Source organism: Citrobacter sp. Cpo090, from assembly GCF_030332665.1.
Taxonomy (GTDB): domain Bacteria; phylum Pseudomonadota; class Gammaproteobacteria; order Enterobacterales; family Enterobacteriaceae; genus Citrobacter; species Citrobacter portucalensis.
The window spans coordinates 54,449-76,354 of the sequence record NZ_JAOWHK010000034.1 but is presented as its reverse complement, the minus strand read 5'-3'; the positions used below and the strand labels follow the sequence as shown (position 1 = coordinate 76,354).

Annotated in this window: 22 protein-coding genes and 2 pseudogenes; 3 read left to right on the top strand and 21 right to left on the bottom strand. The window is 38.3% G+C overall.

The window, feature by feature from the left end:
- Nucleotides 1-653: 653 nt before the first annotated feature.
- From OGY83_RS18100 to OGY83_RS25330, 20 genes and pseudogenes are all read right to left on the bottom strand, one after another.
- Nucleotides 654-1,829: a hypothetical protein gene (locus tag OGY83_RS18100; protein WP_286636556.1), complete on the bottom strand. Its 1,176-nt coding sequence runs from the start codon at nucleotides 1,827-1,829 to the stop codon at nucleotides 654-656.
- 88 nt (nucleotides 1,830-1,917) lie between these two features.
- Nucleotides 1,918-2,544 (bottom strand): ABC transporter ATP-binding protein, encoded by a 627-nt coding sequence (locus OGY83_RS18095; protein ID WP_286636555.1) that lies wholly within the window; start codon nucleotides 2,542-2,544, stop codon nucleotides 1,918-1,920.
- Nucleotides 2,537-3,301 carry an efflux RND transporter periplasmic adaptor subunit gene (locus OGY83_RS18090; RefSeq protein WP_286636553.1) on the bottom strand — a complete coding sequence of 255 codons (765 nt, stop codon included), beginning with the start codon at nucleotides 3,299-3,301 and terminating at the stop codon, nucleotides 2,537-2,539. The genes OGY83_RS18095 and OGY83_RS18090 overlap by 8 nt, the downstream gene beginning before the upstream one ends.
- Entirely contained in the window at nucleotides 3,264-4,472 is a 1,209-nt protein-coding gene (locus OGY83_RS18085) for a TolC family protein (protein ID WP_286636552.1), read from the bottom strand. The genes OGY83_RS18090 and OGY83_RS18085 overlap by 38 nt, the downstream gene beginning before the upstream one ends.
- Nucleotides 4,469-5,521: an FtsX-like permease family protein gene (locus tag OGY83_RS18080; RefSeq protein ID WP_286636551.1), complete on the bottom strand. Its 1,053-nt coding sequence runs from the start codon at nucleotides 5,519-5,521 to the stop codon at nucleotides 4,469-4,471. The genes OGY83_RS18085 and OGY83_RS18080 overlap by 4 nt, the downstream gene beginning before the upstream one ends.
- 322 nt (nucleotides 5,522-5,843) lie before the next feature.
- Nucleotides 5,844-6,200 (bottom strand): hypothetical protein, encoded by a 357-nt coding sequence (locus tag OGY83_RS18075; protein WP_286636550.1) that lies wholly within the window; start codon nucleotides 6,198-6,200, stop codon nucleotides 5,844-5,846.
- 172 nt (nucleotides 6,201-6,372) lie between these two features.
- Nucleotides 6,373-6,726, bottom strand: coding sequence for a hypothetical protein (locus tag OGY83_RS18070; protein ID WP_286636548.1), 354 nt, complete (start codon nucleotides 6,724-6,726; stop codon nucleotides 6,373-6,375).
- A 15-nt stretch (nucleotides 6,727-6,741) separates the two neighbouring features.
- Nucleotides 6,742-7,617 (bottom strand): F4 family fimbrial subunit, encoded by an 876-nt coding sequence (locus OGY83_RS18065; protein WP_286636547.1) that lies wholly within the window; start codon nucleotides 7,615-7,617, stop codon nucleotides 6,742-6,744.
- Between the two features lie 80 nt (nucleotides 7,618-7,697).
- The gene (locus tag OGY83_RS18060; protein WP_286636545.1) at nucleotides 7,698-8,570 is read right to left on the bottom strand and encodes a F4 family fimbrial subunit; all 873 of its coding nucleotides are present in this window, start codon (nucleotides 8,568-8,570) and stop codon (nucleotides 7,698-7,700) included.
- 33 nt (nucleotides 8,571-8,603) lie between these two features.
- A complete protein-coding gene (locus tag OGY83_RS18055) occupies nucleotides 8,604-9,437 on the bottom strand; it encodes a F4 family fimbrial subunit (RefSeq protein ID WP_286636544.1) in 834 nt (277 codons plus the stop codon).
- A gap of 148 nt (nucleotides 9,438-9,585) precedes the next feature.
- Complete coding sequence (locus OGY83_RS18050) at nucleotides 9,586-9,885, bottom strand: PapB/FocB family fimbrial expression transcriptional regulator (RefSeq protein WP_286636543.1); 300 nt, start codon at nucleotides 9,883-9,885, stop codon at nucleotides 9,586-9,588.
- Between the two features lie 134 nt (nucleotides 9,886-10,019).
- On the bottom strand, nucleotides 10,020-10,763 hold the full coding sequence (locus tag OGY83_RS18045; RefSeq protein ID WP_286636542.1) for a hypothetical protein: 744 nt from the start codon (nucleotides 10,761-10,763) through the stop codon (nucleotides 10,020-10,022).
- Between the two features lie 10 nt (nucleotides 10,764-10,773).
- A complete protein-coding gene (locus OGY83_RS18040) occupies nucleotides 10,774-11,544 on the bottom strand; it encodes a F4 family fimbrial subunit (RefSeq protein ID WP_286636541.1) in 771 nt (256 codons plus the stop codon).
- 16 nt (nucleotides 11,545-11,560) lie between these two features.
- Nucleotides 11,561-12,349 carry a F4 family fimbrial subunit gene (locus OGY83_RS18035; protein ID WP_286636540.1) on the bottom strand — a complete coding sequence of 263 codons (789 nt, stop codon included), beginning with the start codon at nucleotides 12,347-12,349 and terminating at the stop codon, nucleotides 11,561-11,563.
- Between the two features lie 172 nt (nucleotides 12,350-12,521).
- Nucleotides 12,522-13,025 (bottom strand): DUF5462 family protein, encoded by a 504-nt coding sequence (locus OGY83_RS18030; protein ID WP_286636539.1) that lies wholly within the window; start codon nucleotides 13,023-13,025, stop codon nucleotides 12,522-12,524.
- Nucleotides 13,026-13,065: 40 nt separating this feature from the next.
- A complete protein-coding gene (locus OGY83_RS18025; protein WP_286636572.1) occupies nucleotides 13,066-13,749 on the bottom strand; it encodes a fimbria/pilus periplasmic chaperone in 684 nt (227 codons plus the stop codon).
- Between the two features lie 43 nt (nucleotides 13,750-13,792).
- Nucleotides 13,793-16,192, bottom strand: a complete 2,400-nt coding sequence (pefC, locus tag OGY83_RS18020) for a PefC/AfrB family outer membrane usher protein (protein WP_502873121.1) — start codon at nucleotides 16,190-16,192, stop codon at nucleotides 13,793-13,795.
- Nucleotides 16,193-16,201: 9 nt separating this feature from the next.
- A complete protein-coding gene (locus OGY83_RS18015) occupies nucleotides 16,202-16,747 on the bottom strand; it encodes a fimbrial protein (RefSeq protein ID WP_286636538.1) in 546 nt (181 codons plus the stop codon).
- Nucleotides 16,748-16,788: 41 nt separating this feature from the next.
- Complete coding sequence (locus OGY83_RS18010) at nucleotides 16,789-17,100, bottom strand: PapB/FocB family fimbrial expression transcriptional regulator (protein ID WP_286636537.1); 312 nt, start codon at nucleotides 17,098-17,100, stop codon at nucleotides 16,789-16,791.
- Nucleotides 17,101-17,812: 712 nt separating this feature from the next.
- Nucleotides 17,813-18,225 (bottom strand): annotated as a pseudogene (locus OGY83_RS25330) (IS66 family transposase); the annotation flags it as partial.
- Nucleotides 18,226-18,395: 170 nt separating this feature from the next.
- On the opposite strand from OGY83_RS25330, the pseudogene OGY83_RS18005 reads away from it, so the two are divergent.
- Nucleotides 18,396-19,455 (top strand): annotated as a pseudogene (locus OGY83_RS18005) (IS3 family transposase).
- Between the two features lie 955 nt (nucleotides 19,456-20,410).
- Here the strand turns inward: OGY83_RS18005 and OGY83_RS18000 are convergent.
- Complete coding sequence (locus OGY83_RS18000) at nucleotides 20,411-20,692, bottom strand: PapB/FocB family fimbrial expression transcriptional regulator (protein ID WP_286636535.1); 282 nt, start codon at nucleotides 20,690-20,692, stop codon at nucleotides 20,411-20,413.
- A gap of 276 nt (nucleotides 20,693-20,968) precedes the next feature.
- Between OGY83_RS18000 and OGY83_RS17995 the strand changes: the two genes are divergently transcribed.
- On the top strand, nucleotides 20,969-21,538 hold the full coding sequence (locus OGY83_RS17995) for a helix-turn-helix domain-containing protein (protein WP_286636534.1): 570 nt from the start codon (nucleotides 20,969-20,971) through the stop codon (nucleotides 21,536-21,538).
- Nucleotides 21,505-21,852 carry a GyrI-like domain-containing protein gene (locus tag OGY83_RS25200; RefSeq protein ID WP_353622048.1) on the top strand — a complete coding sequence of 116 codons (348 nt, stop codon included), beginning with the start codon at nucleotides 21,505-21,507 and terminating at the stop codon, nucleotides 21,850-21,852. The genes OGY83_RS17995 and OGY83_RS25200 overlap by 34 nt, the downstream gene beginning before the upstream one ends.
- The last annotated feature ends 54 nt before the right edge of the window (nucleotides 21,853-21,906 follow it).

Genomic DNA, 21,906 nt, shown 5'->3' with positions numbered 1-21,906 from the left:
TCTGAATCAGCTCGCCGGTACAAGGCCCTACATGACTGATGTGCATGTAGGTGGTCGCAGCTTACGGGGGCTGTGTCATCAGTTTACAAACTGTTTCTTTAACTAAGTATAAATCATGAATCTCTCCAAGCTTTTCACAGGCTAAGCGTTCACAGATGATACGCAGCGCTCATTCAGCGAGGCCAGGCATCAGTTGCCTGGCTGCCCACGATGACGGTTAACCAGCGAAATCAGTCCGAGTACGCAGTAGCGCTCAAGCAAACGGCAACAGTGTCGGTCAGAAATCTGTGCCAGTTTGCCGCGAGAAGCGTAGGTGTAGTATGATATCTATCGATAACGTCCTGAGGATCCTGGGGCGGTTCACTCGTTCATAGTAAAAATCCGTTCCATATGCCGCCATGAGTCTCATCCGTTGAAATCATTGATCGCTGTGGTGAGACTGTTGCGCAGATTTGGTCAGAGAGAAACATCTCAATTTAGCTACTGCAACGTTGGTACGCATAATCAGGATTATGTTAAATGCAATTTGGTGAATGCTAAGGTCATAGCCCTTAGCATACGGCGATCACTCACGTTCTTACCCTTCCCTTATCTGCTAGATATTATAGACCATATTAAATATACCTACCATTTAAAGTTTAACAATCAGATACCTATTGAATGACCATGGAGCTATTTTTAGTATCAATAATAAAGAAAGGCTCTGACAAAGATGTCATATAAGTATCATGATCAACACTCCAGTCGTTAAATAAAATAACAGTTCCACCATGGTTTTGTATATTAACAATAATATTACTCTTTAAACCGTTAATGAATTTGGCCAAATATGTTGCATAAATTTTAAGTCTATCGTGGCCATAGCCATTATCGAGTAGCTTGTAATTTGATTGGATAAGAATCATATCAGATTTCTTTTTAGCAAACCCAGGAAATAACGCGTCATAACAAATGAATGTAGATATTAAAGAATCTTTAACATCAAAAAAATGATTGTCTAGGTTACTATCTATATGGAAATAATTGGATTGCATAGATTCTTTATTATTTAAAAGGCCTTTCTTTTCAATGAAAGGGATTAATGTTTTTTTTTGGTTGAATAATACTTTGCTTTTATGGTGATAATACGTGACAACATTGTTAATATCTTTAAAACCACTAAAAGATAGAAATAAGTGATATTTCTCGTGAATTTTTGAGCTAATTATATTGTCAATAAGTTCTTCAGTTAGCTTTTGATTATGCTCTTTTTTATAAGAGTAAAGGTTATTCTCTGAAAAAACAACGGCATCAATATCTGTATTTTTTTTCAGGAAACTTAATAAGTCTCTAAAAAAATCGGAGGTATTACCACCTTTTTCATAGTATAAGCCAACTTGAACTATAGCTAGTCTGGTATTTGTATTGTTAATAACTGTAGCAGAATTATGATGAAAGAAACATACCAAAAAAAATGATACCAAAACCAAGCCTTTTAGCTTTAATTGGATATTGCAAAAAAAAACACCAACGAAAAAAAACAACAAGAATAGATTTAATATTCCATAATCAGTTTCAGGAAGAAAGGTATTAAATTGTGGATACAAGAGTATAAAAGGATGGAGAGGAAAAATTATCTTAGAAATACTAATTGCCGTCATTAGCAACGAATGTAAAAAAACACCTATTATTCCTAATCTCGATAACCAATAAAAACTTGCAAACCAAAAAACAAAGTAAAGAAGGCCAAACAAAAAAACCCAAAAGTTAAATAAAATATGTGGTTTAAAAGAGAATAAAAAAGCTCCAAAAATGTCGTTTAAAAAAATAAATGTGAATAGTACAAGCATAATGCTTAGGATGAAAGCATTGCGCTTGTAACAGTTAAAATAACAAAGAAGAAACAGAAAAATGATAAAATAGAGCATATAATATACATTAGCTATTAATGTTGATGACTTTCATGTTTTTTGAAATTAAAGCAGTATCATGAGTAACCATAATGACTGTACCTCCTGTTTTATTAAAGTTTTTAATAATATCCATAACTTTAATTTTATTATCCTTATCAAGACTTGCTGTTGGCTCATCAGCGAGAAGAATCCTTGGCTCTTTGATTAGAGCTCTTGCTAATGCCAATCGTTGCTTTTCCCCGCCAGATAACAAAGACGCAAGGCCATTTCGGTGATCAAGACCAACCATACTAAGTACAGAAGGGGCAATAAACTTTGCTCTTGAAAGTTTAGCGAAGTTAACAGAACAAAGAAGATTCCTCATTATAGATTGTTTATCATTGATAAGTGAATTTTGAAACACATAGCCAAAATAATCCCTTCGGAGCTCAAATGCACGCAAGAAACTATTTCTTGGAATTATTTCATTTATGAATTTATATTGTCCGTCATAATCATGATCGAGCAAACCGATCATGTTAAGCAATGTGCTTTTCCCTGCTCCAGAGGGGCCGATAAGGATAATAAAATCTCCTTCTTGTACTTTGATTTGAAAATCATTAAAAAGCTCTCTCTCATCAAAATGCTTGTGTTTTATGTATAAATTAATCAATTATATGTACCTCAAATACGCTATCTAAAAGATTTACCAAATCCTCTGAATGTTCTTTAATCATCAAACTGGCAATTTTTGAACCATGAAATGAGTTATCTCCAGATGAAGATACCTTATTGGCAAAAGCTTCGTATGATGTACCTGTTACTAATGACTTAACTAATATTTTTTTATCCTGAATGCGACCAGTCAACGTAACTGGATCATATTTTATATCAATAAGAAAATCATCTATATTTTCTAATCTAAGTATTGCGTCACCTGTATTTACCACCTGGTTATCCATTGCATAAATATCACGAATGATAAATTTAGTGTTAATTACGGGGTGTCCAAGTTCAAGAGTGCTTTCTAAAGCCTTTAACTCAAGATGAAGTTCTTGAAGATTTATAGTTGCTTCTTTAAAAGTATCTTCCTTTACATCCATTTCTGAACGAGAGACATAGCCAAGAGAAAATGATTTTTTAGTATCTTCATAATCTCTTTCCAGCCGTGAAATTCTAGATTTTAAATTATTTATTTTGATCTGCAATATCTTTTTTTTTGATTCAAGTTCATAGCTTTCAATTTTAAATGGGGATTCATTAAAATAAAAACCTTCATTTTTAGACTGTATTAAATTTACAACTCCATTGTATGGGCTTTTTAGTTCAAGTAAGTTTACCCCTCTGAGAGTCCCATAATAAATGTCTGCATGCACAGGAAATAATGTTAAGCTAATCAAGAAAGCTAAGATAGGCCTTATAATAGTCATACTCTCTCTCCTCCTTTTTTAAATTAATTTTTGCCATTTCCAGGTCATCAAGTTGGCGATAATAGGATATAATTGTTTCTTTTTTTTGCTTGAATCTCGTTAATACATAGTCTACTTCTTTCTCGCTAAGTTTAAGCTTGCTTTTTAATAACAAAATGCTTTTCTCAAGCTGAGAAATTTTAGATTGTATATTTTCTTTTTCACGAAGTAATAATTTCTGCTTTTCATCGAAAGATTGATTTATTTTTTTTACGGCCAATCCATGTTTGTTTTTATAGGAATTTACCGAGAATAACCCACTTAATGGGACCGAAGTAGTAATAGATAGACCAAAATTTGCCTTGCTTAGCGATAAATCGTTCCATGTTCCTGATTCTGGAGGACTGACATTGAGAGATAAGCTTACAGATGGCTGCAATGAAGCAATGTCAATATCATAATTTAGCTTTTCTCTTTCAAGATCAAGTACTCTATTTTCGGTTAATAGATTATTCATACTCTTAGCTTTGCAAGAGACAATCATCTCATAATTTATACTCTCCAATAAATCCGCCGGAATATTATACTCCGCATGTAAATCCAATTCTGCTTGAATAATCTCACTCTCAATATTAATGATGTTATTAAGGATCTCTTTTTCTCTGTGGCTTACAATCTCATGCTCAATCGCAGCTATCTCCCCTGCCTCAAAGTTTGCTTTTGATACCCTAAATTGAACTCTGTGTTTGTCGAGTTGTGATTGATACAAATCACGTAAGTCGATTTTATATTTGTAATCGGTAACCGCACGATATAAATTTATGACATATGTATTCTTTTTGTCAAAAACTTGCAGATTACTATTATTTAATTCAATATCAATTTTTTCTTTATTTTTTTTATACTTATTTCCCTCATAAAGGCTTTGTGATATTCCAGCATATAATCCGCTTTCATCAATAGACTTAAATGACCGCGTATTGCTACTTTGCTGACTGGAGCCTATATAAATGTTAGGTAATAATGATAAATCATTAATATTCCTCTCAAGCAATAAACGTTCCTTATCAATTGTAATGTTTTTATACGATTCTGTTTTTTTAAAGTAATTCTCTATAAAACATGAATCATTTATACTTGCATAAGTATGTAAAGGGAGCGTAAGAAATATTATAAGCATTGATAATTTCATAAACTATTTTTTATTAACTTAACTGGGTTGATTTTGAAAAATTGGTTGCCAGAAAAAATGCTGGTAAGATAACAAGAGATAACCACAATTATAAAAGACGCAGATATCATAAATAATCTAACATGCATTTTTATTTCAAAGATTCTCGATAATATATGTATTAGCATTGTCGTCAAAAATGTTGACATCAAAATACTAGCTAAAATTATTAGTACAACTTCGACTATCACAATGCGTATTATTATTTTTTTATCTATACCATGTATTATTTTTAAAGAAAACTCTATGGTTCTACTCTGAAATATTTTCCGGCAAGAGACCACAATAATAACCACCACCATAATAGTTAGCAATATATAGACTGAGTTTGTAAGAATAGAAAATCTGTCAAATACTTTTTTTACAGTTTCTTTAGCGTCAAGTACTGAGTGAATGGAAAAATCATTGACATCGTTATCCGAAAGCACTTTTTTTACGAGAGCAATATCTTCTGGCGCTATTTGTTCTTTTTTTATAAAGTCTACACTACTAATATGGTCATCCAATACTAATCTATACATTGTTTCTAGAGGGATTAAGTATTTCGAATTAAATTTTGCAGTCGATATTCCTAAGCTATCTAAAAAATCAGTTTTTTTTCGTTTTACTTTACCGATGACTTTAAAAGGAACTCCATTTAAAAAAATATTCTCCCCTTTATTGAAGGGAGCATCATTGGGTACTATTATTACAGAACCTTTAAATTCCAATTTATTGTCCGGCAAAAGGTTATTAAATTTATGTTTATCGACCCCAACAACTAGTTTCATATCGTCGGAGAATGGAGATGACCCAATGAAAAAAAACATCTCTTTTATTTTAGAGAGTGTATATGCTTTGTCATTGAATAGCATCTCTATTTTTTTACCAGAATAAGGCTTACTAAAGTCCACACTAAGCACTTCATCTCCATTAACATTCAATTCAGCTTGTGCCTGAAGGGATGTGCTATATATCATCGAATCTGTTAAAGTTATACCGGTAAAACCAATAACAAGAAACGACATCATAAAAACAACATTTTTAATATTTTCTATAATATTGTTTATGGATTCTGATAAATACATTACATTAATTAGGTTGTATAAACATTCTATAATTTAGTTAGTAAACCACTGATAGTGACTGTAAACAGTACCGGTAAATTTCTTACCGTCAATTTCCTTCGGATAGTCCATTTTAACATTCTGCCCGGATTGTAAAAAATGCCGTATTCGCGAGTGAGCTGACCAGCTTGGTAGACAGGTATACTACTGGCACAGGTACCATCTGCATACCCATTACTGATAAATAATTTCTTTAGCTCGGGCAGCTAAGCTGCCCGAGATTCAATTATTTAAGCCACTGATGATTAGTTGCGGCAAGTCCCTGGAACTTCTTACCATCGATAACTTTCGGGTAATCCATCTTTACATTCTGCCCTGGTCTTAAGAAACCACTGTATCCGCGGGTAATCTGGCCACCTTCATAGACAAGGGTACCGTTAATATAAACCCCACTCGCGTATCCCTTGCTGATAACCTCATTACAGGCCGGAATATCATTCCACACCACATCTTCCTGTGGTGTGGGCGAGTTTTTAAGACAATGTCCAGGAGTAACACTTGGTGACCAGACTGGACCTCCGGCTAATGTGGCAAAGCTCATAGTCAGGGCTGTAATACCCAGTAATGCTTTCTTTTTCATCATAATCTCCTTTATCTTAATTATAAGTTACGGCAACATTAAGTGGTGCCTTCCATTCAGTTGTGGCTAGAATAGGACTATCAAATTTTCCTTACTAAGGATAAATACACTCGACCACATATAGCAGCGGATAATATTTTCTTTAGCTCGGGCAGCTTAGCTGCCCGAGATTCAATTACTTAAGCCACTGATGGTTAGTTGCGGCAAGTCCCTGGAACTTCTTACCATCGATAACTTTCGGGTAATCCATCTTTACATTCTGCCCTGGTCTTAAGAAACCACTGTATCCGCGGGTAATCTGGCCACCTTCATAGACAAGGGTACCGTTAATATAAACGCCACTCGCATAACCCTTGCTGATGACCTCATTGCAGGCCGGAATATCATTCCATACCACATCTTCCTGTGGTGTGGGCGAGTTTTTAAGGCAATGCCCAGGAGTAACACTTGGTGACCAGACTGGACCTCCGGCTAATGTGGCAAAGCTCATAGTAAGGGCAGTAATGCCAAACAGTACTTTCTTTTTCATTACGATTTCCTTTTCTTAATTATAGGTTACTGCAATATTAAGCGGAGCACTCCACTCAGTGGTGGAAGCAATTGGTTTATCAAATTCCAATTCCAGAGTCTGTCCTGCATCAATACCCAAAGAATACGAAGCAGTCACTACACCTTCATGTGCACTGACTCCTGCCCCATCATGACTTAATCTGATATAATTATCAGCAGCTTGAAGCCATGGCCCATACGTAATAAGGGGGTGAGCAGATAATACATTTTTTAAGTCATTTAAGCTTGCATTGCCAAATGCACTTGTTAAAGCATTACCTTTTCCATATCCATCAGCAATGCTTCTGTTAAACAATGCCCCATAAAAGAGATGATCATCAGAGCTTGCCTTTAAAGACATGGCCGAAAATAAATAGGGTGTGCTACTATAATCTTTAAGTGAAACCACCCCTAGTGCAACAGCCTTTGCATTAATTTTTACAGTACCAATTTTTTCATTATCATTACGGATTTTAACCGGTAACTCTAAATAACCTACCCCTTCAGAACTAGATTGATCCTGATTCAATGTTATTTCGTTATTTTCAAAATCCGTGAATGAAATTTTAGGAGTTATTCCTACAGCTCCATCATAGGCTACTAGAGCTGATTTTGTATTACCAAGCAAAATAGGTTGAGCCTCAGTGACATTTATTGTTAGCTTGGTAAAGTTTTCAGACATATGCTCAGCATCATTATAAAACTGACCAAGTCCAGTACCGACTTTCCATTGCCAGAGCTGAGGGTTTTTCTCTGGTGAGACAGTTCCCCCAAATTCAACTGAGCCATTAAAATCTCCACCATTACTCCATGCCAGTGCAGGTGTGGATATAATGCAAGCCATCAGCACAGCTATTTTATGAAATTTCATTGCAATATATCTTCCATTATTGATTAGAACTCTCACGAAATACCAAACGGTATTTTCTTTTTCATCGTAATATCTTTTACTTAATTATAAGTTACAGCAACATTCAACGGTGCACTCCACTTGGTTGTGGCTGTAATCGGGTTATCAAAAGTGGCTTCCATGGTCTGACCCTCATCAAGCCCCATCACATAAGAAACTGAAGCAATACCGTGGAGGAATTTATCCTCACCCTCTTTAAAGTCAACTGGGCTCGCCCATGTAATCGCTGTCCAACCTGCCATCGGAAGCGATGCTGCCACAGGGTGTCTCCAGAGATCAGCTTTGATATCATTCAGGGATTTTCCACCAAATTTAGTAGATACAAGAGCATTGCCAGTAGAATAAGCATTGCCAATACTTCTAGCGAATAGTCCACCATAAAGAACGTGACTATTAGTACTTGCATTCGCAGACATAGCTAGAATAGTGCCTCCTTGATTATCAAAATAAGGACCTACTGCTAATCCCACTGCTGTGACATTCAGTTTTAGCGTCCCAATCTTATTATTCTGCTCATCCTTGATAGGCAGAGTCATATGCCCTCTACCGTCGCTATCGGAGGAGTCCTGCTCAAGGCTCACCGTATTATCCTCGTAATCTGTAAATGCAATATTTGGAATAGCGCCCATACCTTCAGACGCGGTCATTGCCTCGACCGTTTCACCGTACAGCAGACCTTTTGGGCTATCCATGGTAATGGTTAGCTTTTTCTGATCCTGAGCCATCTCCGAGATATTATTCCTGAAGTCATTCAGTCCTGTTCCCACTTTCCATCTCCAGAGCTGGCTGTACTCTACTGGTTTAACAGAACCACCAAAATCAACTGAGCCATCAAAATTTCCACCATTACTCCATGCCAGTGCTGGTGTGGAGATAATGCAAGCTATCAGCATCGCTATTTTATGAAGTTTCATTATCCTTTCTCTCCCTTATTAATAAAGAATTTCTTAGTAATAAGATACTTCAATATTCATCGGAGCTTTCCAGGCAGTCTCGGTGGTAATAGCATTATCGAAGGTTGCCTCCAGAGTCTGTCCCTGAACCATTCCCATAGCATATGCCGCAGCCGCGACTTTGCCATCTTGATCAACCAGAGTCTCCGTTGCTTTTGAGGTACCTTCGGTCAATGGTAGTGTGGTGCCGCTAACATCCTGTACTTGTTTTTGTAATTCTGAAGCACTGAGACTACCAAACTTCGCAGTGGTGGCTGCAGCGACTGTTGCAGAATCGACAACAGCATTAGAAACAAGCCCCCCAAAGAAAACTTCGCTGCTTTGAGTTGAGTGCAGACTGTTAAGCTGAATATCACTATCAGCTTCTTTCGCTACAACGCCAGCAGCAGTGACATTCACACGAAGTGTGCCAATTTTATCCTGCGCATCGCCATTATGAATTGGCAGTTCCAGATAGTGTGTACCATCACCACCAGAACCAGATGCCAAAAGAGAAACCTCGTTACCGTCATACCCCTTGAAAACGATATTAGGCACAGCAGCAGCACCTCCAACTGATGATGAGAATGCCTCTGAAGTTTTACCCAAAAGAATCGGTTTATCTTCAGTAATTGCGATAACTAACTTGGTACCATTACTTCTCAACTCGTTGGTCGTATTCTCAAAAGTATTAAAACCATCACCAGTTTTCCACTGCCATTTAGCTTTATAGTCAGTTTTCTCAATGGTACCACCGATATCAACACTGCCGTTAAAATCACCAGTAGTCCATGCCATCGCTGAACCAGAAGCCATAGCAACACAAAGTGCAATTAATGTTTTTTTCATAATAAATATCCTCTATTTGATAAACAAAGTATTGCTTGGTGGAGTCACCATAAAACCCATCCATTTTAAAAAACAGATGCGTTTTATGTTCACACCACAAAAACATTATTATGATATATCTATATAATCCAATTTCACTTACAGATGTTTAATCAGGAATAAGCGATGTCATTTTATCTATATAAAAAGGAAGCAATTTATATATGCGACAATTCAAATCCTGCACCTCCCTTATTTTTAAAGATAAATAACCGGGATTTACTCCATATTTTTCACAAATAACCCTCCTTTTCATTCCATTAATATAATATTCGCTCAGTGCGATTATAATCTTACCACTCCTTATTGGTGATATATCGATTAAAATATCAAGATGTTCTTTATCCACTCTTCCAGGTTCCAGTTTATAAGGTGGATTATAAAAACATGTTATTGATATCCTTCTCATTTCTATTTTTATCCCTGACAACACAGTTAGACTGTCTATAAACCAGCAATATAGGTTAGAGCCATTACAGTACACATAAATATAAAAAATAATATATGGATAAAAATGATATACCTAGCTACACATACTCTCGATTAAAAATAAAACACTACCGGAGATAGTACACCTTGCCAGCGATTTAACTTATCATCTGCACTGGGAATATAAAAACGAATATCTTTAATAGTTGTCAACCACCCTCCGGCAAAATCCACTATATTGCCTTCTGATTGTTCATTAAAATGATAATTAAACATACTACTATCTACGCCCTGACTTAGATCCTGTTTATTCGTGTATGAGTATCCAGGGATATCAGCCATTATAGAACGAATAACCTCCACCTCTTCTTTGGATAATTCCGGCTGAGCGACCCAGCCATTACTCATTGTTTTATCCTGATACACAGGTGTTTGCATAATTTTAAACGTCATTTCTCCATAGCGAACTTCCCCATTATCCAACTCTCCCTTAACGGGAATATGTAATAAATCAGTTTCCAGAAATTTAATAACAGGTTTGATCCCCGGTTTTGGGCGTTTAACAAGATCTGATGTTCTGCCTTCTAGCACAATATATCGCTGTTCTTTACCTCCCTCGTATACGACACCTGTATTTGTATATTTTAATTCTCCTGCACTTGGATGAACTGTATCTAGCAAAACAGGGCGAGGGAACCACTGCCAAATAACATCCTGTACACTTACCTTACCACCAAACTCTGTTGCGCCAGTAAACATCCCCCTCTGCCAGTGTCCATTACCCGTTGAGTATTGCGAACTATATGCGGAAGAAATATTCAATGCTATAGCCGCAATAACTATTATAGATAAACGCATACTTATCTCCCTATTGGTACTCTATACTAACGGGTAATGACACATGCCACTGCGAAGGCAGAGTGCCTGACCGAAATTGTAATTCACCGCTATCTGGCACTATCTGAGCACCGTATACGCCATCTAAATGACGAAGTGAACTGTCTGTAAATTTACTCACTCCTGTAATATCAGAAACAGAGATATTCTTTTCGAGCCATAATGGGGGTTCTGTAATAAATAATTTTTTTAATTCAGCCACAGTTTGGTTTGGCGGCGTTATATAATCGCGCTCTGGAAAACCATTGCCATTTGTATCATTATAGAGCCCGTAATACTTCTCTTGTCCCTCCGATACAGACTTTAAAAGCGCAGTCACTTTCACCTTAAAAGTGAATGTACCTTTGTTTTCTTTTTCGTCATCGTGCACCGGTAGAGTAACCAATGCCACACCTGGCTCTATCCACTTCAGCACATGCCCCAACTCTGCCTTTCCAATCCTTATGACTGGCATAAGTCCATCTCTTCCAGAAGGCACTGTTCGGATGGTTTTTCCTAACAGGATGGTCGATGCTGGTAAAGGAACTGTCCAATGGCCATCAGCATGCCTTGATTTCTCCTTAAGAGCAGGGACATCTGTATTCCCTCCTAACCGCCAGACCCAAGGATTGCGGTTACTTGTCACCTGCCCACCCAAGTTAATCCCACCATTAAAATCATGTCCCGGTGAGCTCCATTGAGCTAATGCGTAAGAAGAACACAGACAAACAACCCCCAATACTAAAGTATGTAATTTGATCATCTACATTCAACCATAATTAATGTACAACGACGGTTACATTCAGTGTCGCATGCCACTGTGCCGGAGTATTTTCAGACGGCAGATACAGTTTGAAATCCGACAAGGCAGAAGCAAAAGCTGCAGCTATATTTTGCACTCTTCCATCAGAAAGCATACCTTGGGAAATAACCTTTTTATTACTGGTTGCCGATATTCCGATTCCAAGCTTCTTATTCATCATTAATAAATTGGAAAGACGATTCATTAATTCTGGAGATAATTTATCAGGATTAACATCAGATAGACTTTCTCCACTCACTAAAAACATTCCTGGGCTAAAGGGGACATCTTCCTCCTGAACTCCCACAGCAATCGCCATCCCTTGTTCTATTGTAAATTCCAGATTGCCTACATTTTTATTGTTTTCAGGATCACGGACAGGTATAGAAGCCCTGAATCGCTGCCTTGTCGTATTGTCGCCGTCAAGAGAGATAAGTGATTGAGCTCCACTACTATATGTGACATAAGGAGTAAAACCCGGCCCGCCTCGCTCAGCTACCTCATGTAAGTGTCCTTCAAGAAATGGGATACTCCCCCTGCTCTTAAGATTGAAGATGAGCTGACCTCTTTCTTCTCGAGCATCTCCTGTATCTACGTCCCAAGATTGATCTGGAGATGCCACTCGCCATGTCCATTTAGGTGCATCATCTGTAATAAAACCTCGAAATCTTATCTCTCCGCCATCAAGGATATTTGATAATGCACTGACAGAGTAAAACAAAATAAATACGGGCAATAAGACGACTTTACTTACTCTCATTTTCATTACTCTTCCTTCGATGACAAGTCAAATAGCTAACAGAAATTCACATGAATCTCCTTCTTGCATTTCGCAAGTATTACTGATTAATACCTGGGAGGAATTGGCCCAATAATACATTATATTCTCTGCTTTTTATCCATTCCATTATTCGTATTTAGTGACTTTGTTTGTTACTTTATTCATCTTCAATTTGCATTTCCACCCTAATATTCCCTCTGTAATTTGCCGGAACCTGTAATTCTGCCGGTGCATCACTTCGTAGCTCTGCAATCTCCCCATCAGCAGGAACATTGATAACAATATCTTCACCACGAGAACTAAAGTTTAACGGCGTCTTTTTACTGTCAATATACAGGGTTATATTAAGTGTTACATATACATTCTGCTGTCCTCCAGGAAGCATATTTTGTACTGTTATAATTGCTGCTCCATCAGATGCAGTCCTTGCTGTTGCATCTCTAATAATAATGGTACCCGGTGCATTCTCCCTTAACTCTCGTCGATAAATTACAGGATCAGGAAGGGTTCTATTGACCTTAACCATATTCCCTCCTTGAACCTGACCATTTAAAACACCAAGGTTAAATACCTTTTCACTGACTTCATTAGTGGCAGCGAAAGCGTGATTAAACATCGATGCTACTAATAGCAATGCAATAGACAAGGACTTATATATCATAGGTACGCCCTTAATTATTTATATCTGGTTTTTTGTGTGGTTATTTTTTATTTTCACCACTGGTATTTTTACCGTTAATATTCCAAACCTTTAGTTCTCCATAATCATCTAAAGACTCAACTTTTGCTACTTTCAAACCAGGAATGGCAACTTCATCACCCGGCATAAACATAAGCAATTTCTGGGCCGTATCGCGATTTACTGTTAACTTTTTCCCTTTTTCATCAAGTAGAGATCCAATGGCAAAAATATAAGGGGTGCTATTAACTAACACGGTAGTGCCAGACCGTTCCTGCACTGAGAGCCCTTCTTCTGCACCCTTACGCCCTTCAATCAATGCCTTAGGGCGGTAAAATAATTTAAGTTTAGACCGCAATGCAATGGCCAAACCACTCCCTTCCATCGCAGGCGGAATATCCTGAATATTAAGCCAGTAGACTGACTCTTTATCTGTAGGAAGATGATCTGATGCCATAATAATACGTAATGCTTGCTGTCCTCCTGGTGCTACCTTAAAAAACGAAGGTGTTACTACGAAGGTTGGACGTGTATCTTTCTCTACAATATTATCCACCCATGCCTGTCCACCGAATGTATGCTCTTTATTATTATTCGTGACAGTAACCGTTAAAGAGTCTTTGTCTCCACGAAAAATATAGCGAGTCTGGTCTGCAGATAATGATGCAAAAGCCGCTTGTGATGACACTAACATGACCAGCATCATTCCCCATAAGGATCGCTTCCCAAAGTTCAAAGTGTATTTAATCTTACTCACAAGTGATCTCCTGTAATTTTTCAGTTTCTTTGAATTTGGTGGCTGGAATTCGACATGTCCCTAACGTTATATCACCTAAAGTATCCACAGCATTTATCATCAGCACACCGTTGTTTGCTACAAATCCCAGAGGCGTGTTTCGGCTATCCCTCGCCCAAGTACCACCTTCTACAAACTTTCCATTTTTCTGCTTAACCTGCAGCAGATAACGTTTAACTTTGACCGGCTCAAACGGCATCCATACAACAGCTTTATCCGCTGGGACAACCTTTTTGCTGGTTGTAGTCAGTTCTGTATCCGTTGGTAAGGAACCTGCATCAATTGTGATGGAGTTCCAGTCATAACTACTAAGTGGAACAACCAGATTTCCATTTGCATCTGTCCCCCCAGTACCGGAAGTAACTTTTACACCCGGCGTATCTTTAACACCCACGACAGCTACAGTTTCACTGATTGTCTTACTAAACATTACGCTACGGGCCGCGGGGACCGCCAGTACAGAACCACTTAATGAAACAGAACCATTTGTACCGCTATCCGATGAGTGGTTAAGAGCCCCACCCAAAGATACTTTGTCACCGCTATAAGACATATTCAGTCCGGAAGTTGTACTCCCACTACTGTCACGGCCTCCGTTAATTCCGTAACTGAATTTATCGTTCAATGAACCAGATACTCCTGAGCTAAAGCCAACGCCTTGTCCTTTGCTGCTGGTCACTGACGAACTTGAACTGTACCGCTGGTCAAACAAAGTAAAAGGTACCGAAACGGAAGCTGAAACAGCCCAATCTTCCTTTCCTTGTGTATTTCTGGAGGCTGTTGCGCCCAGATTTAAACTGACTCCAGCGACCTGGGTACTCAATGAACCGGATAAACCTGCATCTTTTCCCGTGTAATTGTGATAATCCCTTTGCCACGCAGATGCAGAAAGGCTGAAAAGTCCTTTTACCGGTTGGCTGATCCCAACATTCCATTCATCTCGTACATGGCGACCTTTTTTATCTTTCAACCAAATATCTGTTGGATCGAACCCACTTAACTCGGTGAACTCATCATTCTGCGTCCTGGACCAATTCACCCTGAGCCCAGTTCCTGTAGACTCTAATTTCTTTGACCACGCTACCCTCGTCTTACTACCACTTCGTGATGGCTGCGTATCATATTTTGCAACAGACCATGCTCCGTCTGCTGATACAGCGCCTAGTTTCCCCAGACTTGTGACGACTCCAGCACTGACGCCCTGATAGTCCTGATTCAGGACGACACCACTCCTTAGAGTCAGTCCATTTAGGCCATACCCATATGATGCAGAGAATATTCCCCCTTCCAGATCGCTGTTATCGTCTGCAACCCCGCCTGCAATACTGAATTCATGTTGCCCTGGATTCAACAAGCCGGTCATCACGGTCATAGGAAAAACCTGCACATGCTCATGACCATCTTCTCCAGTAATGGTCATTTTCACATCACCGCTGGTATACAGTGATACGTCGGTAATAGAAAACGGCCCAGCAGGCATAATTTCTGAGTATAATATGCGTCCTTCCTGGCTCAACGTCACACGCGATGGACCATTTGCAATCCCAGAAAAAACCGGCGTATAACCTAAATTCCCTGGTTTCATACTGTTATTTCGCGTAAGCGAGATACCATACATTCCAGAGCTTCCCAGTAAACTATCACCGGCATTCACTTTTCCTGCCGCGAGATCGGCTCGCAAAAAGCGTATTGCTCTGGTAGCAGTAAACATATCTATTGAGGAATGATATCCACTGTCTCCTGCGGTTGATGTTGCTGTTGAATTGACAACCCAATTGCCAATATTCGCTTTTAATGCAGCAGAGCCAAACGCACTGGAATAATTACGCCCAGTATTCGCATTAATATTATAATTCATGCGAAATGCCGAGGTTCCATAATCCCATTCTATATTTTCTGGTGCTTCAGCCAGTCCCTGCTGAGGGATATTAAAAGTCAGTGTCTGTGTTGGTACATCCAGTTCGACCTTTGTTGATACACCTTTTGACAAGTTATAACACTGCCGGGATGTATCATATCCCTCTTTAAAATAAGAGGAACTGATAAATATATTTGATTTATTAAGCCATTCCTCCGTCAGACATAATCCATCGCTGTCATTTGGTGAGACATCCAGGATCTGTTTCCCATAAGTTTTCCCGTTAACAATAACATCAACTAAGTAGCGTCCAGGTATAAAGTTTCCATTCAACATACTCCATGCTTCTTTATCAACATTATGCCCACCTTGAATAAAAGACATATCAAGTTTCTCAGAGGCATTAACTGTTTGTGTTATTATGGCAAAACTTACAGCCATTGCCATTCGTGATAATTTAAACGTGTTCCTTCTAAAAAAAGAATATATTTTCATTATTCCTCTTTAGTTGTAAGTCACGACAAATGACAATGCACCACTATATTCACCAGAACGAACATCATTAGGGATAATGGGTTTTGCCTCAAATTTAAACTGCCCATTAGACGCAAAATTAATCGGGTAATTGATCGTATTATTACTGTCTGTCAATCGATCACGATAATCAGCCTGAGTATCCTTTGCACGGACGTCAATTCTTACTCCATCGCCCGCACCTTGAGTAATAACACCTGCACTATCAAGCTGTCCCGCATTACCAAATTGTAGCGTCGCTACTTGCCCAGCTAAAAATGCTGAGCATCCCTGAATAGAAGAGCCGGATTCATACAGACGTATAGTAAACGTACCCGGAGAAACAGGATTCCCACTCGACTTTCTATACGTTTCAAACGTCAGATTATTATTTCCAATGCCATCAGCATCAACAACAGCATGACACGCGGATGCGACTACATCTGCATTGAAGACAATCCGATGAATATTAGCTCTCGTAGTACTGGTAAAAATAGCAAATGCCGTCACCAAGATTGTAACAATTAACTTTATCATTGTTCCTTTCTTTGACATAAAATCGACAAAACACTGCTAGCCTATAAATCTGTAGTTTTAAGGCAATTTATCTTCTGACTATAATATTGAACCATGCATGCAATACAATAACTAATTTCTTGCATTCTCCGTAACGCCGTGTTGAAGTAAGAAGTGGCTACCCCATAATTATCGCATACATTTTTAATAGTCATTCCATTTACAAGATAACCCTCTAGCGCATAAATTACTTTTGCACTGCGGATATTGGACACTTCTACAAGTAATCTGAAATGTTCTTTGTGAATCATTCCTCTTATAAGGTGTCCGGGTTTTTCTCTAAACAAATATTCATCTTTGCCCAAGGAGTCCATACACCCTCAACTAAATACAAGCCAACAACACTTTTCGAGATAATTCTAAAATAACTGAAAAAGAAAAATAAAGCTTAAATCATAAAAATACATCTATAAAAAATAGCTAATAACTCCACCAAACACTTGTTTGACAGGATAACATATGGCAAAAAATGTAAATTATGGTACATGGAACCAACAAGAAAGCATTTTGTGGAATTTAACTGTTTTTTTATCAATGAAAAATAGTTAATAAATATTAGATTTATTTTAAAGTAAACAATTAATAAAAAACTCCAGTTTTGTTAAAAATAAAAAGAATTCCAAAAATAACTAAACTTAAAATCCATGAATATAATAACCATAGTTATCAACTTTATGTAAGCTTTTGTCAAATAGATCTTCATATACATATCCCAGGACGTAATAAAAGTCATCGCTATCGTTCTGGCCAAGGATGTAGGCGAGCGCCTTTGCCAGCTCTGAAAGTCTTGAGAGCGTTTTCGTCTGTCGCACGGCAAGGCGCCTTCTGTAGGCATTTCCCTTTTACCTGCCTCGACAGCGTACAACTGATCGAACCGCATCAGTACTATATTTATGAGGATTGAGTAAGCGCGAACGTGAACATCATGGATTTTATGTCGGGCATTAGTCCAGCATGCTGCTTCCTTTATATGAGCTTCGCAGTAGAGCTCGTTGAACCTTGCATACGAATGCCTGCAGAACATTATGGGGCTTGCAAGGTGGCATCACACTAAGTAACAAACATGTTTTTCACATACCGTCCCAATAACCCGGAAAGTGCTGCGTATCAACTCCACTTGCTCGGCAGCATCTTCTACCAGATAGTTCCGAGGACCACCGCAGTCCGAGCAACAGAGTTCTGCGGGTAACAACCGGTTTTCATCCTGGAGGGGTGATTCGGGGAACGGTTTACGGGTGCGGTCTGAGGCTACAGGCGCTGCACCGCCAAGGTCATAAACTTGGCCTGTAAGGCTATCAGCTTTCCTGTTGAAGCCGGCTCAGGTCAGCTTCCATCTGTGTGATACGGCGGAATACTATTCGTAACGATGACCGAAGTTTATCCAGCCGCGCCCGCAGGTGGCTGATTTCGCTTTCACGCTCGGCTTGGCGCTGTTTCAGCTTATGTAGTCATCAGACAAGCCATCGTTTATAAGCCCGTATTTTACTGGGCTTATTCTGCAACAATCAGAATAAAGAGGCTTACAGCATATGTAAGTATCCCGCATAATCGAGCCATTCGCATTTAGAGATCCTCCGGCATAATCAATCTGCCAACAAAGGAAATCACTATGCGTAAAGCCCGTTTTACTGAGCATCAGATCATTGCCGTAATTAAATCGGTTGAAGCCGGACGAACTGTTAAAGATGTCTACAGGGAGACCGGTATATCTGAAGCCACCTACTACAACCGGAAGTCCAGATACGGCGGCATGGAGGTTTCTGATATTAAAAAGATCAAGGATCTTGAGGACGAGAATCGGCGTCTCAAACAGATGTTTGCCGACCTGAGCCTTGAGAACCTGGCGCTGAAAGACGTTATCGGAAAACAGCCTTAAAACCAGCCTTTAAGCGTGAGTTGGTCACTCATCTGATAACGACATTTGGACTCAGTATCCGTCAGGCCTGCCGGAGTCTGAACCTGAGCAGAACGGTTTACCATTACCGTCCGGATACCACGCGTGACGAACCCGTTATTGTCGCGTTGCAGGCAGTGGCAGAGCGATACCCACGGTACGGTTTTCCAAAACGTTTCCTGGTTCTGCGGCGGCAGGGATACCCGTGGAATCACAAAAGGAACCATCGTATTTATTGTCTGCTGAAGATGAATTTTCGCCGTAAAGGCAAACAACGGTTGTCAGTGCGTAATACCTCGCCACTGGCCACACCGGAAGCACTGAATCAGAGCTGGTCTGTCGATTTTATGCATGATGCCCTGGTCTGTGGCCATCGTTTTCGCACGTTCAATGTCGTTGATGACTTTAACCGTGAGGCGTTGTCGATTGAAATAGATCTGAATCTGCCTGCTCTGCGCGTGGTTCGTGTACTCGACAGGATCGCGGCTATCCGGTCATGCTACGCATGGATAATGGTCCGGAATTTATCTCACTTGTACTGGCTGAATGGGCAGAGCAACATGCAGTAAAACTGGAATTTATTCAGCCGGGTAAGCCGACGCAGAGCGCTTTTATTGAGCGCTTTAACCGAACATACCGTACAGAAATACTCGATTTTTATCTGTTCAGAACGCTGAATGAATTGCGGTAAATCACGGAAAGATGGGTGTCAGAATATAACTGCGAACGCCCTCATGAATCACTGAACAATATGACGCCGGAGGAATATCGGTAACACAATCATTTGGCCTGGATCTCAAAAAATTCCTGGAACTAAAACGGGTCTATTTACAGAAATAAAGGGGGGAACTTCGATATTTTAATTGGTTATGAGCCGACGAAAGATTAGCGAGAGGCTCTTGCTCGTTAAGTAGATATATATAACCTACGGAGTCTAAGCCTTTTCCATCTGTGAGTCAGGTAGTCATATTATTTTATGCTTTAGCCAAAACAGAAAGTATGATGAAAAATCGCAATCTGACTCATACTATCGGTGATACGAACTGGCGTGGCTTCATCTAGAAACTTGAATACAATGCTGTATAAAGCTGGACCGTGGTCCGCCAGTTAGAAGACCGGCTAATAATACCGATCCCAAAATGTATCTGACAATGTTCTAAAGAAGAAGCATAGCACACCAAAAAAAGATTCGGATGAATTTGGCACTTCTGTGCGTAATGCCTGGATGATATAGAATGAATAGATGAGATAAGATGCGCTACGTGAATTCTGACCTGGTCCCCCCCTATAACCCTGTCATTTTTCACGTAGCACAATAGGTATTGCTGACTGCTGCTATCTGATATGGCGCCCGGAATCCTGATGCTGACTTAATACTCGGAAATAATAATTTCAGTCTTGGTATTTGGGAAATAAATCATATGTCGTTCAAATGGCGGGGGGCTGATACCCTCTCCTGTTCTGGTCGGGAAGTACCTATGCTGTTTTCACTCAGTATCCGAAAAATTTCAGATATATGATTAATAATATTATCAGCCTACTACCTTACCAAGTAGTGTCTGCTGAAGTGCCAGACAACCTCCAGATCCTGACAGCCTTTTAGTGCGAGTTTAACAATTTAAACCGGATGTCGTCGTACCTGCTTTGAGTTTTAACAGGAATGCATCATTTTACCACTACACGGGTCTCAGGCGCTTGATTTTTAAATTTACCAATAAGAAAATATTTAATCAGTTATAATCCATATAATAGGGAAATAATTTATAAACTCGACCACTGAGCTCCTGCAGTTCTCTTATTTTTAGTGATAAATAACCTTTGTTAACATTATATTTATGACAAACATCTGTCCTGGTGGCCCCAAGAACAAAATAGTCATGCAGTGCATTAATAACTTTGTCACTACGCATTTTTGAAATATCAATCAATAATTTTAAATGATCTTGTTCTGTTCTTCCTGGGATTAATCGATGTGCACTGCTAAAAATTTCATAAAATGATTTCATAGTCATCTATTAGCCTCAATACATTTAACAGTCAAAAAATAAATAGATAACGATAAATAAAAATATTATAATTACTATCTCTATACATATGCATCAAAAAATAAAGTATCATGTGCAAACCTGAAAATCATAAACTAATCGGATAATTACTAACATTTAGTATGTTTATTATATTTATGCTTTGTGTTTTTTGTATTAGCTAATTATGCACTTTCGTGTATAATGTGCACAATTAGTTAGTTGTTGTTAATTGTCGATAACAATATTTAAATTGAGACTATAATGATTAAAGAAATGACTATAAATGCGATAACAAAATACATTGAAGATACTATTGAAGTAGAAAATATTCATATTGATACTCTAGTTTCTTATTCTGGATATAGCAGGCGTTATTTACAAAAGATTTTTAAAGATAAACTCGGTTTTTCAATAGGTAAGTATATCCAGTTACGCAGGATAACAAGAGCTGCAATTCTCCTCAGACTATCCAACTTATCTATATCAAGTATATCAACGAGGTTGTGCTATGATTCACAACAAACATTTACAAGAGAGTTTAAAAAAAATACCGGCCACACGCCTCTTCAATATAGAAAAAATAAGATATGGACATTCCGCAATATGACTGGATATAGAGACATCAATGATTTATTCCCTCTTCCTGAAATTTATCACATAGATAGTAAAATTATTAATGGATTTTTATTTAGGCATAAAGATCAAATTCCTTTCACAGGAAAGCCATCAGAAGAAAGACTTAGGATAATAAATGAAAGATTAGAAAGAAAAAACACAATCTATATTTCAAATAAAATATGTTTAGAAAAAAAACCAGTGATGAAGTGTTAATAGATACTATTATCTGGACAGGTTCCGAACATTCTAACACCCAAATAGAATTAAATTCAGGTAGTTATGCTTGTTTTCCCTTTACAGGTTCTCATGAGAGCTATTTACGTTTTATTTATCACGTTTACATGAATTTGCTACCTTTTTTTAATCTTGATAAAAGAGATGATTTTGATATAGAGATAATATCTAAAGTAAATTTTTCAACTTTTTCTTTCCAGTATTTCATTCCTATTTATGTAAATGAAAAAGTTGATTTACCTAATAATATTCCTCCGTTGGTTGTAATCCCCGATTTTGATATCAACATATAAATTGACAGCAGGCAGCTGTCTGATTGTACTAATGAAAAATATACTTATTACAGA